Origin of the sequence: Hymenobacter aranciens (assembly GCF_030580865.1) — a bacterium.
GTDB classification, from domain to species: domain Bacteria; phylum Bacteroidota; class Bacteroidia; order Cytophagales; family Hymenobacteraceae; genus Hymenobacter; species Hymenobacter aranciens.
Genome location: NZ_JAUQSY010000024.1, coordinates 1 through 14,629, shown reverse-complemented (window position 1 = coordinate 14,629; position 14,629 = coordinate 1). Strand labels below are relative to the sequence as shown.

15 protein-coding genes and 3 tRNA genes are annotated in these 14,629 nt (G+C 62.3%); 4 read left to right on the top strand and 14 right to left on the bottom strand.

Annotated elements, in window-relative coordinates:
- The first annotated feature begins 60 nt into the window (after positions 1-60).
- The 4 genes from Q5H93_RS23300 (at position 61) to Q5H93_RS23285 (ending at position 1,952) form a co-directional block, all read left to right on the top strand.
- Positions 61-148 (top strand) — tRNA-Ser (locus Q5H93_RS23300).
- Between the two features lie 86 nt (positions 149-234).
- A tRNA-Pro gene (locus Q5H93_RS23295) sits at positions 235-308 on the top strand.
- Positions 309-449: 141 nt separating this feature from the next.
- Positions 450-523 (top strand) — tRNA-Arg (locus tag Q5H93_RS23290).
- 109 nt (positions 524-632) lie between these two features.
- The gene (locus Q5H93_RS23285) at positions 633-1,952 is read left to right on the top strand and encodes a tyrosine-type recombinase/integrase (RefSeq protein WP_305009138.1); all 1,320 of its coding nucleotides are present in this window, start codon (positions 633-635) and stop codon (positions 1,950-1,952) included.
- Positions 1,953-1,982: 30 nt separating this feature from the next.
- Here the strand turns inward: Q5H93_RS23285 and Q5H93_RS23280 are convergent, their stop codons facing one another.
- The 14 genes from Q5H93_RS23280 to Q5H93_RS23215 all read right to left on the bottom strand — a co-directional run.
- Entirely contained in the window at positions 1,983-2,213 is a 231-nt protein-coding gene (locus tag Q5H93_RS23280) for a hypothetical protein (RefSeq protein WP_305009137.1), read from the bottom strand.
- 107 nt (positions 2,214-2,320) lie between these two features.
- Positions 2,321-2,506 (bottom strand): hypothetical protein, encoded by a 186-nt coding sequence (locus Q5H93_RS23275; RefSeq protein ID WP_305009136.1) that lies wholly within the window; start codon positions 2,504-2,506, stop codon positions 2,321-2,323.
- A 2-nt stretch (positions 2,507-2,508) separates the two neighbouring features.
- A complete protein-coding gene (locus Q5H93_RS23270; protein ID WP_305009135.1) occupies positions 2,509-2,805 on the bottom strand; it encodes a hypothetical protein in 297 nt (98 codons plus the stop codon).
- Positions 2,802-3,047 (bottom strand): hypothetical protein, encoded by a 246-nt coding sequence (locus Q5H93_RS23265; RefSeq protein ID WP_305009134.1) that lies wholly within the window; start codon positions 3,045-3,047, stop codon positions 2,802-2,804. The genes Q5H93_RS23270 and Q5H93_RS23265 overlap by 4 nt, the downstream gene beginning before the upstream one ends.
- A gap of 292 nt (positions 3,048-3,339) precedes the next feature.
- Complete coding sequence (locus tag Q5H93_RS23260) at positions 3,340-3,876, bottom strand: RNA polymerase sigma factor (protein ID WP_305009133.1); 537 nt, start codon at positions 3,874-3,876, stop codon at positions 3,340-3,342.
- A gap of 86 nt (positions 3,877-3,962) precedes the next feature.
- Entirely contained in the window at positions 3,963-4,538 is a 576-nt protein-coding gene (locus Q5H93_RS23255; RefSeq protein WP_305009132.1) for a recombinase family protein, read from the bottom strand.
- Between the two features lie 5 nt (positions 4,539-4,543).
- Complete coding sequence (locus Q5H93_RS23250) at positions 4,544-5,392, bottom strand: toll/interleukin-1 receptor domain-containing protein (protein ID WP_305009131.1); 849 nt, start codon at positions 5,390-5,392, stop codon at positions 4,544-4,546.
- A 120-nt stretch (positions 5,393-5,512) separates the two neighbouring features.
- Positions 5,513-8,956 carry a phage tail tape measure protein gene (locus Q5H93_RS23245; RefSeq protein WP_305009130.1) on the bottom strand — a complete coding sequence of 1,148 codons (3,444 nt, stop codon included), beginning with the start codon at positions 8,954-8,956 and terminating at the stop codon, positions 5,513-5,515.
- Positions 8,957-8,973: 17 nt separating this feature from the next.
- Positions 8,974-9,414: a hypothetical protein gene (locus Q5H93_RS23240; RefSeq protein WP_305009129.1), complete on the bottom strand. Its 441-nt coding sequence runs from the start codon at positions 9,412-9,414 to the stop codon at positions 8,974-8,976.
- Positions 9,411-10,904 carry a hypothetical protein gene (locus tag Q5H93_RS23235; RefSeq protein WP_305009128.1) on the bottom strand — a complete coding sequence of 498 codons (1,494 nt, stop codon included), beginning with the start codon at positions 10,902-10,904 and terminating at the stop codon, positions 9,411-9,413. Before Q5H93_RS23235 ends, Q5H93_RS23240 begins: the two co-directional genes overlap by 4 nt.
- A complete protein-coding gene (locus Q5H93_RS23230) occupies positions 10,901-12,826 on the bottom strand; it encodes a SprB repeat-containing protein (RefSeq protein ID WP_305009127.1) in 1,926 nt (641 codons plus the stop codon). Before Q5H93_RS23230 ends, Q5H93_RS23235 begins: the two co-directional genes overlap by 4 nt.
- Positions 12,827-12,829: 3 nt before the next feature.
- Positions 12,830-13,363 carry a hypothetical protein gene (locus Q5H93_RS23225; RefSeq protein ID WP_305009126.1) on the bottom strand — a complete coding sequence of 178 codons (534 nt, stop codon included), beginning with the start codon at positions 13,361-13,363 and terminating at the stop codon, positions 12,830-12,832.
- A gap of 2 nt (positions 13,364-13,365) precedes the next feature.
- Positions 13,366-14,172 carry a hypothetical protein gene (locus Q5H93_RS23220; RefSeq protein WP_305009125.1) on the bottom strand — a complete coding sequence of 269 codons (807 nt, stop codon included), beginning with the start codon at positions 14,170-14,172 and terminating at the stop codon, positions 13,366-13,368.
- A gap of 97 nt (positions 14,173-14,269) precedes the next feature.
- Positions 14,270-14,629, bottom strand: a 360-nt coding sequence (locus tag Q5H93_RS23215; protein ID WP_305009124.1) for a T9SS type A sorting domain-containing protein, incomplete at its 5' end; no start/stop codon positions are given.

Below are 14,629 nucleotides of genomic sequence, written 5' to 3'. Positions count from 1 at the left end.
GGGATTTTTTAATTCGGCTGGTATATTTGCACCCGCTTCGGACGGGAGCGCAGCCAATCCGGAGAGATGGGTGAGTGGCTGAAACCAGTAGTTTGCTAAACTGCCGTAGCTCTAAAGGCTACCGGGGGTTCGAATCCCCCTCTCTCCGCTGTTTTTAGTGATGAGTTAAAAATTATGAATTATGAGTTGGTCAGCTGACCCATAACTTATAATTTTTAACTCATAATTTGTTTTCGGGGTGTAGCGTAGCCCGGTATCGCGCCTGCTTTGGGAGCAGGAGGTCGTAGGTTCGAATCCTGCCACCCCGACACACCAGGGAGCTGCCCGCAGCCAACGGATGGCAGCTTTCCCAGCAATCCGTCATCTATAAAAAGTGCTCCTTGGCCGTCTTGGAGCACTTTTTTTATTTCTGCACCGACCATCGTTCTTCTCCGCAGATACCTGATTCTGCCTCGTTAGCTCAGCTGGATAGAGCATCCGCCTTCTAAGCGGACGGTCAGGGGTTCGAGTCCCTTACGGGGTACGCAGTACCATTTTTTAGCCAAAACCCTCATCGGGAACCCGCATTCCAGCTTGGAAATGCAGGTTTTCGATGGGGGTTTTGGCGTTTCTGTTTGACAAATGTTTGACACGTGAATTTTTCAGCCACAATCAACCTCCGAACGCCGGCGCAGAAGAACGGATTGAACACGGCCCGGCTCCAGATTATCCTGAATCGAAAAACGCTGCACCTGCCCCTGGGCTTCTCCTGGCCCGAGGCCTTGTTTGATGCCGGGGCCGGCTACTGCCTGGTGCGGCTGCCCACGGCCAGGCGGAAGAAGGGGTATGACGAAGCCCTGCAAAATCTGCAGGCGGCGGTGGGGCCAGACCTGGCGGCCGCGGCTGAGCACAATAATCTGATTATCGGCAAAGCCCTGGGAGATGCCAACGCGGTGGCCCGGCGTTACCACCTCAATGGCCAGTTCCTTACGGTGGACGAGTTTCAGCGGGAATACAACAGCAGCGCCAGCCGGGCCGACTTCCTGGAGTACATGGAGAAGCGCATCACCAAGCGCTGGCGGCTGGGGCAGATATCCGAGTCGACGAAGAAAAAACACCTCTCGACCCTGTATAAGCTGCAGGAATACCTGATTTACCTGCAAAACCCGCGCAAGCACAAGCCGTGGGGGCGGGGCTACCATGCCGGCCGGCCAGCAGGCACGCCGCACGTGCCGCTGCCGTTTAACTCATTTACCCACGATTTCGCGGGCGACTTCGACTCGTGGATGAAAAGCGTGCACAAGAGCTGCACCAACACCCGCTCGGGGCGCCACCGCAATATAAAAGCGTACCTGACGCTGGCGAGGCGGGATAAAATTGCGTTTGAAGACCCCTACGAGTACTTCGTGAATAAGCGCGTGGATGGGAAGTGGAAGGCGCTGAGCGAAGATGAACTGGCGCTACTCGAGCACCACTACACGCAGCAGGTGCCGCGCTCGTGGCAGCGGCGGGTGCTGCAGAAATTCCTTTTTAGCTGCCACTGCGGCCTCCGGCTGGGCGACCTGAAGCAAGTGGGCAAGATGAAGATTGAAGGGCAGCTGATGGAGCTGATGCCCCACAAAACCTACCAGCACGATGAGAAAGACCTAGTGCTGCCCATCACCAAAAAGGCCCTGGGCTATTTGCAGGACAGCCAGCGCGAAAACGAATGCGCCGGCTTTCACTTGTACGCCGACCAGGCGACGAACACCAAGCTGCGGAAAATAGGGGCGGCCCTGGGCATCAAAACCAAGCTGCACCACCACGTGGGCCGGGAGACGTTCGCCACGCACTTTTCGCGGCAAGGGGGCAAGGTGGAAGTGCTGCAAAAGCTGATGGGGCACAAGCACCTGACGATGACGATGAAATACGTCCACGTCGATGCGAAGATGAAGCAGGCCGAAATTGACCGGCTGGATGCCCTGCACGCCTAAAAAAGCCCTGGCAGGTGCCAGGGCTTTTTGTCAGAGGGAGTGGCGACGGGCCTGCTCCAGCTCGGCCAGCAGGTCGGCGATGGCGTGGCAGGTCTGGATTTCGTCGTCAGTAAGGGTACTGCCGGTGCGTAGGAACTCGAAAAAGATGCGCCGCGCCAGGGTAGATGAGGCGTAAGGATTGTCGACCAGTGCATAATACTTCTCTACGGCTGGCGTAAAAGCGGGAAGCGTTTGCTGTTCATTGACTCTATCCGTTTGCATGAATTGGTAGGAAAAAGATGATTGTAAGCGGCTGACAGGGCAAAAATTGAGCCTCGCAACAGCGCATAAAAAAAGCCCCGGAGTCGGCCGGGGCTTTTTGTTACAACTTACACATCGGGGTCGAGCTCACGGATGCGCTGCTCGAGGGCGGCGGCTATCATCACGAGCTGAAACTCGAATTTGCTGACCGGGGTCAGCGGGTGCAGGTTGTAGCGTTGGAAGAATTGGTCCATCGTCACGTCATCGACGAAGATGGGCTCGACCAGGGGCGGGGGCAGGGGTTGCTGGTCCATGCTCAAGCCGCCAGGGGGAGGTAGGTGTACACCCTGGTGAGGGATTGCAGGCCGTCGAGCAGCAGAAAGTAAGCGTCTTCGTCGCGGCGGGTGCGGGGCCAGTCGGGGCCACCGGCGTCGGCAAAGTCGGCCGAGGCCTGGTGGATGGCGGCCAGGATGCGGGCCGGGGTGAAGCGGCGCAGTAGGTAGCGGAGCTCTTCGAGCTGGCGGGCGGGGATGCTGCTGGTGAGGGCCAGTTGGGCGATGAGGCTGGCCTCGTCGTGGCGGAGCCGGGGGCGGAGGAAGAAGGGGCGCTTCATGCTTCCGCGACGATGGTGGCACCGGATAGGGCCTGGCACACGAGCAGCAGGTCGAGCAGGGCGTGGAGGTTTTCGAGTTCGTCGGGCAGGAAGGTGGTCTGCCGCAGGAGCGAATCGAAGATGAGGCGGTTGAGCGTCAGGCTCAGGTTGACGGGTGCGCTGACCCGGTCAAAGAATTCCTGCAGCGGCTTCCTGAGCACGCGCAGGCTGGGGGCGGTAATGGCTTGTTTGGTGTTTAGCATGACAACCAAAAACAAAGCACGGCATCGGTTGGGACACAGGTGCTAAACATCACGGTGAAGTGATTGTCTGGGGTCCTCACGGATACCCCCCTCTGCCCAACCTTTGCCGTGGTTGAGAAACGCCTTGACATAGGAATGCCACTCGAAAAGCCCCGACTAGGTTTTGAGTGGCAGTCGTCCACCATGATGTTTAGCGGGACGAAGGTAGGAGTTATTTTTCACTGGTGAGAAATGGGGGCATGGAAAAGCCCGGCTGGTGGGCCGGGCTCCTATAACTAGTGGTGTAATATTCTCACGAATCCAGGCGTGCCAGAAACTTCTTTGCTTTCGTTGTCCACGTCTTCACCGTGCCTAAGGGAATCTGCATTTCTTCCGCTGCTTCTACTTGGGTAAATCCTTGAATGTATAATAAATCCAGCAGTTGCAAATGAGCAGCGGGCAGTGGTAGCTGCTGCACTAGTTCCTTAATGCCAACTGTCTCGGGCTGAAAGCCATCGGAAGAGCTATAAGAATCAACGGGACTGTCCTCCAGCGGCTGCGTACGTATTGCCATCCGGTGCCGCTTGCTCCGCAAATAGTCAATCGCCACATTACAGCAAATCCTCGTGGCCCAGGTAAATAAACGGCCCTTCGTCGCGTCATACAGTTTTATAGTCTGCCAAAGCTTTACCAATCCCTCTTGTAACACATCTTCAGTTGTTTCCGCGTTACGGACCAACCGGAAAATCACCGTGTACAGCGGCTTGTGATGCTCGTTGTAAAAAGCAGTCATTGCCTGCTCATCGCGCGCAATTAGGCGTTCTACCAACTCCTCTTCAGATAATGGCATTGGGGAAATAATGGGAAGACAATTCTTACTGGTGTTCTTAACTAAAAGATGCCGTTTTACTTTAGAGAGCTTTAAAAACGGCATAGCTAATTGTTAGCTATGTACTTGTGCATCGTAGCCACCGGCACCCCGGTCACTACCTGAATTTTCTTAAAGCTCAACCCTTCCTCGCGCAACCGGCGTAGCTCAGCCACCTTCGCCGCGGGGAGCGTGGGCCGCCCCGGCTTCTTGCTGCTGCGGGCCTGCCCGGCCTTGATGCGCTCAGAGAAGCGCACGCGCTCCTGCTTGGCAATGGCGGCCAGGATAGCCACGATGGCATCCTTGAACACGCCGGTGCTGTCGAGGTACTGCTCGGTGAAGGACTTGAACTGCACCCCGGCCGCGCCCAGGCGCTGCAAGTGGTTCAGGGTTTCGGTCACGCCCTCGCGGCTGAAGCGGTCGAGGCTCCAGAACAGCACCACGTCGAAGCGCCGCTGGTGGGCGTCGAGAAATAACTGCTGGAACGCGGGGCGCTCGGCGGTGCCGCCGCTTTCCTGGTCGCAGTACTCCTGATAGATGGTATAGCCCAGCCGCTCGGCAAAGGCCCGCAGCTCGTGGAGCTGGTTGTCGTTGGTCTGGCCCTTGTCGCGGGTACTGACGCGGGCGTAGAGGGCGGCGGTCATAAAGTCTAATTGTTGGGTTTCCTATAAATGAAGAACCGGTCTTCTCGGTGTGTAATGCTTTCGCAATCAGAACGCACTACAGCCACGGCTAGCCCTTTCATCTTGACCTTCTTCCCACTTAACACAATGGATGCAGGCACGGGAGCCATGTATACGCTCCAACCGTTCTCTGCTAGCCGCTCAATCTCTTGTGTCATATCAACACCAAGTTGAACTCGCTGCTCTACAGTCATGAGGTCATGCACATCGGCAATCTCTTCGACACCCTGTAAAAACTCACCAATAAGTTTGACCTCAATAGCATTATTGGGGTCTTCGTTAACATGGGTTACCATGTTAGCTTGAGCGGCTGCTCTGATTATTTCATGTCCGGATTTGGTCTTATGCAGGCTAATATGCTCGGCAAGCCTTTTTTTAACATCTTCTAAGATGTCAGGACGTACCTTCTGAACAATCTCAGAGGTAATAACATCAATTCCCCTGTCGAAAGTCAATGCTACTCTATCTGCCAGTGGCGGTGAGAATTTGCGCACTTCTTGGTCAGATACATCCTTCCAAATAGGAAGTAGCACTTTTTCTCCGTTTATCTCGAGTTGCGATAAACCATTCAGTTCTCGGACAGGATAGTGTTTGCTAAAGAAGGCAGGTGATAGAATCACAATGCCATACCGGCTTTGTGACAGTCCTTCATCTATGCGCTCACGCAAACTATCACCAATACGAAGTTCAAACTTATCGAACCAAACCTTTACGCCAAAGCTAGCTAGCCTCTCTGCTAAAGGCCCGGCTAATTCTGCCCTATCCTCTGAGGCATAAGAAATGAAAACATCCCATTTGTGGTCTTGGTCTGCCATGAGTTTTGAGTCGTTTAGTGATTCCCAAAACTACTGTTTTCCGAACAATAATCTGACCCACGCCAAAGGCCTCAAAAACGCTGGTTTTTGGGGCCTTTTTTCGGCAGGTTTTTCGAACGCCTAGTCGGACGATTTTATGCCGGTGTTCGTCATGACCTGCTTCAGCTTTTTCTGGGCGCGGTCCAGTTGGATGAGGTCGAGCCCGACGTCGAGCCGCTCGGGCCACTGCTCCACCTGGCGCAAGCGCTGGTCGAGCGACTCCAGCACCTGCACCAGGCGCGGGTCGCCAGCAGCCTGGTCGGGCCGCGGCTGCTCGTCGCCGGCCGCGGCCGGCCGGCTGCCCGCCGACGTGGGGCCGCCCTCGTAGAAGCCGCGCTGCCGGCGGGCCTCGAGCCAGTTCTCGACCTGCATCACCTGCGGGTCGGCGCGCATCCACTCCGGGATGACGTACTCGTTTTTGTGCACGACGCCGGCCACCTCGTAGCCCTGGGCGTCGGTGAGCTGGCCGCCGGTGCCGATGCGCAGGCCGGTGGCCGCGCTGACCACGTCGAGCAGGCCGCCCATGTTGGGGCGCTGCACCACCACGCCCTCGCCGGTGGCGCCGCCCTCCCGGAAGCCGGACACTTTGGCGATGGCCATGCCACTCCGAATGGTGGCCAGCCCGCTCATGCCGATGCCGTAGATGGGGCCGGCAACCGGCCCCATGCCGGCGGCCGTGGCCCAATACTGCTGGATTTCATCCACCAGCGACATGCCGATGTTGGCGATGGCCAGGGCCTTGCGCGCCACCTGGAAGGTCTTGTACAGTACCGTCTGCTTGCCGATGCTCTCCTCCAGGAACTTGACGTTGTCGCTGTTCATGAACTTATCCGCCTCGGCGAGCTTGCCCTTGAATCTGGCCAGGTCGTCCTCCGTCTTCTTCGCCTTCGTCGTGTGGTCGGCCTGGGCTCTGAGCTTCTCGGCCAGCAGCTTCTTATACTCGGCTGACTCCTCGCCGTTTTTCTCCCTGATATAGGCCAGCTCCCGCTCCCGGGCCGCCTGCTTCACGTCGAAAATGGCGTCGTCGTAGCTCTGCTGGGTGACGACACCGTTGGCTACCTTCAGTTCCGCGCGGGCCAGCTCGTCGAGCATGTCGGCATCCGCCTGGGCCGTTTTCTCGTCGCGCTTCGCCAGCTCGTCCTCCCGGTCGCGGGTGGCATACTCGGCCGCCTGCGTACGCAGCAGCTCGAGCTGGGCCAGCTCAACCTCCAACTGCGCCTCATTGAGTTTGATTTTCTCGTCGAGCGCCTGCTCAGCCTCTTTCTTATCCTGCTCGGCAAACTTGGCGGCCAGCTCGCGCAGCTGCAGGTCGCGCTCCTTGACGATGTCGAGCACCCGGGTGCTGTAATCGACCTCCTTGCCGGTGAGCTTATCAAGATGGGCCGTGGCCTGGTCGAGAATCTTCTGCTCCTGCTGCTGCCGGCGCAGGGCCTCGTCGGTGTAGGCGACCTGGTCAAGCGAGTCGCGCAGGGCATTGCGCTGCTCCAGCACCTGTCCTTCCTCCTTCACCCATTGCTTCAAGTCGTTGAGGCGCTCCTGGGCGGCCTTCAGCGCCTCGGCCTTGCGCTCCCGCTCGGCCTTGTCGCGGGCGGTCTTGGCGGCCTTCTCGGCTTTGGCGCGGTCAGCTTCGGTTTGCCCGTCGCCGCTCTGGTCGCGTTTATCCAGTTGCTCCTGCTTCTTCTCGCCACTGCCATCGGCGGCGTCGGCCTTCGCCTTCACCACCAGCGCCTGGTCAAAGGCCATCGAAAAGGCGTCGCCGGCCTTTTTGCCCAGGTCGCCCATCTCGGTGGCCGCTGCCCCGAACTCGCGGTTCTTCACCAGGCGCCAGGCCCGGCCGATGGTGCCGAAGCTGCTCTCGGCCGCGGCCGAGAAGCCGGCGAAGTACGCCGGGCCGTTGGTGAGTAGCTCGTACAAATCACGAATGGGTGCCGTCAGGGCCACGAGCACGCCCCGCGCGAAGTCGGACTTCTCGGCCCACGCCACGGTGGCCTTCGTGATGTCGGCCAACAGGCCCCAAAGCAGCCGCGTGGGCGTCAGCAGCCAGTGGATGACGTCGCCCAGGGCCTGCGCCACGCCTTTGGCCGTGAGGCCCTTCTCGCTGACCCAGCCCATTGACTGGCCCAGCTCCAGCAGCGAGTTCCAGATGTCCTTTACCGGCTGCACCAACTCGTCGAAGGTGGTGGCCAGCGAGGCCAGCAGGGTGTAGAGCATGGTCATGCCCTGGTTGGCCAGCGTATCCATCGCCGTGCCGCTGCCCTCCAGTTGCTTGGTCAGCTCGTTCTGGGCTTCGGCCAGCTCGGTCTGCGAAACCAGCAGCCGCTCCTGGCGCTGGGTGTAGGCGTTGGTTTTGTCGACCATCTCGTCCACGCCCTTGCCCACGTTTTTCAGCGACTGCAGGTAGGCCAGGCCGGCGTCCTCGCCCGGCCCGCCGAACACGTCGGCAATCACGGTCTGGAGCTGGTTGGCCGGGATTTTGGTCTCGTCCATTTCCTTGCTCACCCGCTGCAGGGCCTGCTGCACCGTCAGGCTGCCGTTTTTAATGCCCCCGAAGATGTCGTTGGTAAACTCGGCGCCGAAAGCCGCCTGCATGGCGTCGGTGGTGGCCGTCGTCTGCTCCCGGATGCGCAGGCCGAACTCCTTCACCACGTCGGCGCCCTTGTCGTCGAAGACCCCCCCCAATGAGGCATTGGTAATGTGGCCGATAAACTGGTCGGCCTCGTAGCCGGCGGCCTTGAATTGCGGCGCGTACTCCTTTACCTGGTCGAGGAAGTCGCCGCCGGCGTCGGCCCCGGCCAGGAAGCCCTGCTGAATCAGCCGCATAGCCTCCTGCTGGCTGACACCCATCTGCTTGCTGAGCGTGTTGCTGGCGACCAGCACCTCGTTGTAGTCCTGGCCGAAGGTGCGGGCCGTGGCCAGCACCGACGTGGTGAGCCCGTCCAGGTCGGCGCCGGCGGCGCCGGTCATCGTGTTGATGGAGCTGCGCAGGGTCTCGACCTCCTTCGTGGTGGCCATGATTTCCTGCCCCAGTTCCATGACGCCCTCCAGCACGGCTTCGGCCCCGACCGTGACGCCGGCGAAGGCCAGGGCCTGGGTGAAGACGCTGCTCTCCTGCGTGGCGCTGCCCATTTCCTGTTTCACGCCTTCGATACGCTCCTGCAGGGCCTGGTAGTCGGCGAGCATCTTTTTCCGGCCGGGGTCGTCGGCCGAGAGGTCGTTGAGCTGGGCCTCCAGGGTTTTGGCGGCCTTCTCCATCTCGTTGAAGGAGGCACTCACTTTCTGGCCGTTGAGCACCACCTCGGCAGAGGTGTGGCTCATGTCCTTGAGCTCCGCGCGGGCCTCGCCCACGCGGGTGCTCAGCTGCTGGAAATCCTGCTTGAGCTGCTCCCGGCGCGGGTCGTCCTGGGCCATCTTGGCGAGCTGATTATTCATCAGCGCCACGCCGGCAGCCATGTCCTTGATGGAGGCGTTGGCCTCCTGGGCTTTGAGGACTATTTCAACCTCCCGTTGTTCTTTGTCAGTAGCCATTGGGCCAGCGTTAAAAGTTAAAAGTTGATGGCCACCTCGCCGGGTAGGGCGTCGGTAGCGCGGGTGACGTATAACTGCCCGTAGAGGCTGAGCATCAATTCGGAGAGGCGCTTGGTCTGGAAGGCCACTTCCTTCGAATACCAGGCCCGGGGCTTGCGCTTCTGCCGGCGGAGCTTGCCCCGCGAATTGCGCAGGCGGTCGTAGCCGTCGTCGCCTTTGGTGACGCCCTTGCCGTGGCCCCGCCCGACGCCCATGTCGACGAACTTGCCATACAGGGCGTAAGAGAGACGCAGCTTCAGCGGGTCGCCCTCAGCGCCACCTACGACTTCCTTTTTAAAGGAGGCCAGCAGCGTGCCGGTGTTCTGAATCCTGAGCGCCTTCATGTTGGCCACGAAGCGCTCGACGGTGATGTCGAGCCAGGCCGTGGCCAGCTCGCGCGGGGTGGAGGGAGTGCTCATAAGCGGCAGTAGCGGTAAGTGAATTGGGCAGTTTCGAGGGGGGTGCCGGTGGTGCTCAGGTTGAGCGACACCTTCTCCCAGAGGTACTTCTTGCCGTCGACCAGTTCCTTGCGGGTGGGGTCGAGGGTGAGCAGGGCACCCACGCGCAGCTGCATGGCGCGCTCCTTCGTGGTGGCCCGGTCGAGGAAGTCCAGCCAGGCCTGGTGCCAGGTGGCGTATAGGCCGAAGGAGCCATCCCAGTGCAGCGTGCTGGCGCCCACCGGGAAGCCGTCGCCGTTCTCGCGGCCCCAGGTGGCCAGCGGGTAGAGCTGGCCCAGCTTGTCGGGCTGCAGGCCGCGGTCGAGCAGTAGGAACAGGCCCACACTGGAGTCGTCGCCCGTTTCGTAGGCCAGGCTGGCGCCCTTGGCCTCCGCGCAGGGCACGAGCCACTCCCGGTCGGTGAAAATCGGGTCGCGTGTGGGCACGACATGCAGCGTGCCCGCCTCCACTTGCAGCTCCTGCTGGCCTCCGCCCACGCGCAGGGTGGCCCAGCTGGTGCCGAGCGACTTGTCCAGGTCGTCGCCCGGGGTGGCCATCGTCAGCACGAAGCCCTGCTGGGTGACGGCCGTCGAGCGGGCCGGCCCGCCGGTGCGCACCTGGTACGCCGGGTCGGCCAGCACGTCGCGCAGCGTGCGGATGCGCAGCTCCCGGCGCACCGGGTGGAAGGTGTAGGCCAGGCCGAAGAACTTCTGGAGGGCCAGCAGCAGCGTGGCCACCTCCATGTCGGGCACATACTGGCTGAGCGTGATGGTCGCCGGCAGGCTGGCATCGGCCTCCTCGGCCGCGCGGTTCGAGTAGATAACCAGCGCCTGCACCTCGGGCTCGTTCAGCCACTCGCCGCTCAGGCCGTAGCCCACGGCCGCCAGCACCCGGCGTAGCAATGGCACCAGGCGCAGGAAGGGCACGATGGGCGAGTGCAGCACGGCCCCGTTGCCCGGATACAGCGTCGGCCGGTAGGTGCCGCCGGTGTACTGGTTGACCACGCCGCAGTAGTCCGGCGCCTTCTCGGCCTCGTAGAACTGGCTGTTGACCAGGCAGGGCAGGGCGTAGTCGGCCGCGTCGTGGGTGAGCACCAGCGGCACGTCACCCAGGGCCAGGTCGCGCAGCTGCCGGCCGGCGATGCGGCTCTGCAGGTCGGCGGCCTCGGCCACGAAGTTGTAGAGCAGCTGGGCACGCTCCTCGTCGTGCTCCAGGTACACCAGGCTGCCCACCCAGCGCATCACCCCATCAATGTAAAACTCGGTCGGCTCGGGTGCCACCCGCTCACCCTGGTCGGCGCGCAGGTGCGGGAAGTTCAGGCGCACCAGGTTGTCGGGCGAGAGCACCAGGGCGAAGGGGTAAGTGATGGTGCCCGGCACGGACTCCGTGTCGAAGAGCGGGTTGTTGATTTCCATCGAGATGGTGCCGGCGGCCAGGTCGAGCCAGCCGCCGGCGACTTTCAGTCCAATCATGGCAGCAATGGTGTAGTGTAAGTGACCTGGTCGGTGCCCAACGGGGGCGTGAACAGGCGCTCAGTGGGCAGGTAGAACTCAAACTCCAGCGTGGGCACGGCCTTGCTCTCGTCGAACAGCGTGGCGTTTTTGGCCTTCACCACGCCCGGCAGCCAGCGCCCGTCGCGGCTGAGCAGCAGCACGCGCTGGCTGAGCAGCAAGTCCTGGGCGGCGGTCTGCTGGGCGCGGGTGCGGAAGGAGCTGGCCACCTTCAGCGCCGGACGCAGGCTGCGCTCGAGCACCAGCGTGTCGCCGCGCAGGGGGTCGTAGCTGGGGGGCAGCGTGCGAGCGGCCTCCTCGCCCCTCACCTCCACGTCGAGCTGGGCCTCGCCCAGGGCCGCGAAGGTGGCCATGCCGCCCAGGCTGGTGGCGAAGAGGAAGAAGCGCCGGTGGGCGAAGTGCCGGCGGTCGAGTTCGTAGCGGCGCACCTCGCTGAGCGGCGTGCCGGCGGGCGTCATCACGAAGACTTCCCAGGCCCGCACCGGGTTGGCGGGCCGGTCGAGGCGGCCCAGGCCCAGCTGGGCGTAGCCCACGGCCCCGGCGTACACCTCGTATTGTTGCACCTGGCTGGCGCTACCGTAGTTGCTCACGTGCGTGGTGCCATCGGCAAAAATGACGCGCACGCGCAGCAGCACGTCGGGGGCCAGCGGCTGGGCCTGGTAATAGAGGTACTCGGGCTGGTCGAGCAGCACGGACTTAGTGGGCGGCTCCCAGGTGAGGAAGGGGCGCACGCTGGGCTGGTAGCTGTTGTGCCAGGTGCGGGCCTGTTGCTCGTAGAAGCTCAGCCCGCCTTTGACCACGTAGTTCTGGGCGCGCACGGTGGTGCCCGCGCGCACGGCCGGCGTGCCGAAGCTCTCCGCGTGGGCCAGGTAGAAGCGGCGGAACAGCGGGTCGGCCCGCTGCAACCCAAACTGCGTGGGCGCCGGCACGTGCCAGTCCAGGTAGGCGTCGAGCAGGGCCTGCACGTCGAACACGGTGCGGCCCTGGGCGTCGGCCGGCTGCTCCAGCGCCGGGCCGACCTGCTCAAACACCCCGCTCAGGTACGCTGTCTCCAGCCAGACCTCGCACAAAAAGGTGAGGTTGGGCTTGGTGGCGGGGTTAGCGCGGTAGGCGGCGCCGGCGTCGAGGGCCAGCACGATGGGGTTGCGCGACCAGAAAAACTGGTTGACGTTCACCAGCACCTCTACCGTTTTGCTGCAGCCCACGGCGTCGGTAATGGTGCAGGAGTAGGGGCCGGCGGCCAGGCCCAGCCGGTTGGCCGTGGTGGCGCCATCGCTCCAGAGGAGGGAGTAGGGAGACGTGCCGCCACTCACTTGCAGGCTCACGTCGCCGCCGGTCTTGCTCACGACAACGAGGATTTCCGGGTTTTCGCCCACGGTGACCAGGGCGGAGGCCACGGCCCCGCTCACGTCGCGCACGGTTAGGCGGTAGCCGCCGGCGGCCACCAGGCTGCGGTCGCGGGTGGTGGGGCCGTCGTCCCAGGCGTAGGTGAAGGGGCCAGTCAGTCCCCCCACGGCCACCAGAATCTGGCCTAGGCGGTTGCCGAAGCAGGGGTTGTTAACGACCTGCGTGCTGATGGTGAGCGTGTCGATGACGGTGGTGAAGCCGCCCACGCCGTCGTGGAAGAAGCCGATGCGGTCGGCGCCGGTAGCGTAGAAGTGGAACTCCTCCGTGGTGGGCCGGTTGTAGCTCGTGGGCGGCGGGTCGCCGGCCGACTGCTCCTGCTGGTAGAAGCCGCCGAGCGGGCGCGGGGTGTGCACGACCTGGCGCGTGGCCGTGTCGAAATACCAGGTCTCGGCCTCGTAATAGGTGCCGTACACCTGGTCGGCCTGGCTGCCGTAGGTGCCGCTGATTGTCCAGTAGGTAATTAACTCTATCAGCATGGCTTACGCAGTAAATGCCTCCGGCCGGTAGGTAAGGGCGGCGTTGGCGGGGGTGGTAAATTCGAGGTCGAAGCGGGTGCCGTACCAGGTGCCGTCGTGCAGCGGCCCCACGGCGTCGGCATTCATGGAGCTGATGGGCCAGCGCACCTTCACGTCGTCGGCGTAGTCTTCCAGGATGGCGCCCAGTATTTCTTCGCCGGTCTGCTCGGTGCGGTCAAGCACATCCCAGGCGTCCTGACCTTTGGCCACTTGCTCCAGGATGAAGAAGGCGCCCCGCCGGCGGCGCTGGTAGTTGTCGCCCTGGTTGTCGGTGTACTGCGTCTGCAGGGACTCGAGCACGAGCACCTGCTCGCCGGCGCCGGGCTTGAGCAGCCGGCCGAGCAGGGTTTCCTGCATCTCCAGCAGGTCGACCTGGCGCTGCAGCGGGTCGATGCTGACGATGATGCGGGCGAAGCGGGGCGAGTCGTCGCGGTGGCGGATGAGCTGGTGGGTCTGGGCCTTGCCCTTGAACAGGGCGGCATACTCGGAATTGCGCATAACTAGGTGCGGGTCTGGTTTTTAAGGCGGTCATATTCCTCAGCCGCATCCTGCATTTCGGCCAGAATGAGGCGCAGGGGCTGCTCGGCCGTTTGCTGGAGCGTGCCGAAGGCGCCGCCCGAGAGCTTGCGTAGCACGCGGCTCCAGTCCGGGGCTTTGGCGTCGTCGGTGGTCTCCTCGGCCGAGCGGAACACGTCGGGAAATTCGAGGGCCAACTGCGCGCGGCAGCCGCGATACCAGGTGAGGATGGCCAGCTTCTCAATGGCGGGCACCTGGGCCACGCGCGGGGTGCGGGCGTCGAGCTGGTGCTCGTTGAAGCGCTGGCGCACGTCGCCCTTCCAGTCGGGGTGGTGCACGTCCAGGCCTTCCTGGGCCGGGCGGTAGAGCACGGTGAGGAACTTATCGAGGTGCTCCGGGCGCTGCTGGAGGCTGTAGAGCACGAAGTAGGTGTCGGCAAACATGAACTCGCCGAAGAGCAGGTTGCGCAGGTACTCGCGCGGGCCGTGCCAGGTGCGCTGGCGCCGCAGTCGGCCGGCAAGCTGGATGGTGGGCAGCAGCTGGGCCGTGAGCAGGTGCTCCTCCGAAAAGAGGAAGTTGGTGAGCGGGAGCAGCTGGGCCAGCACCACCACCGGCTGGGTGCCGAGCAGGGGCAGCGGGAAGCCGGTGAGCAGGGCCAGCAGCCGCAGCCGGCGGCCGGGCCGCTCCGGGGCGTAGAGTTCAGCCAGGAGGGGCAGCAGCTGCTTGCGCCGCAGTTCGTTCCAGGTGGAGGGCACCTGGCGGGTGATGGTGCCGATTTGCAGGGTTTCCATGCAACGAAATTGCCGGCGCCTGCCACGGGAGAAAAGGACACAAAAAAGCCCCGCCGGGTGGGGCGGGGCCTATTGTTGACGAGGGTCGACCGGGCGGCTATTCTTTCACAAATCGTAGCGTGCGGCTGCTGCCAGCTTGGTTCACCTGGAGCAGATACAAACCTGACGGTAGGCCATGCACGTTCACCTTGGGCTCGCTGGTAGGTAAAAAGTTGCCTGACTGTAATGTGCGGCCAAGGTTGTCCAATATGGTGTACTGAGCAGATAAGGCAGGTAGCCCCGTCAGTAGGAATTGTGAGGTGACAGGGTTCGGGTAAAGCGCAAAAGGAGCTTCGGCAAACTGAGTTGTGCCCGACACCGTGCTAGTATTCAGATACACCTTCCAGTAGCGGTTGGTGCCGGTGCCGAACACGAGGGAGTTGCCATTGCTGTCTTTCTCGCGCAGCACGACCAGGTC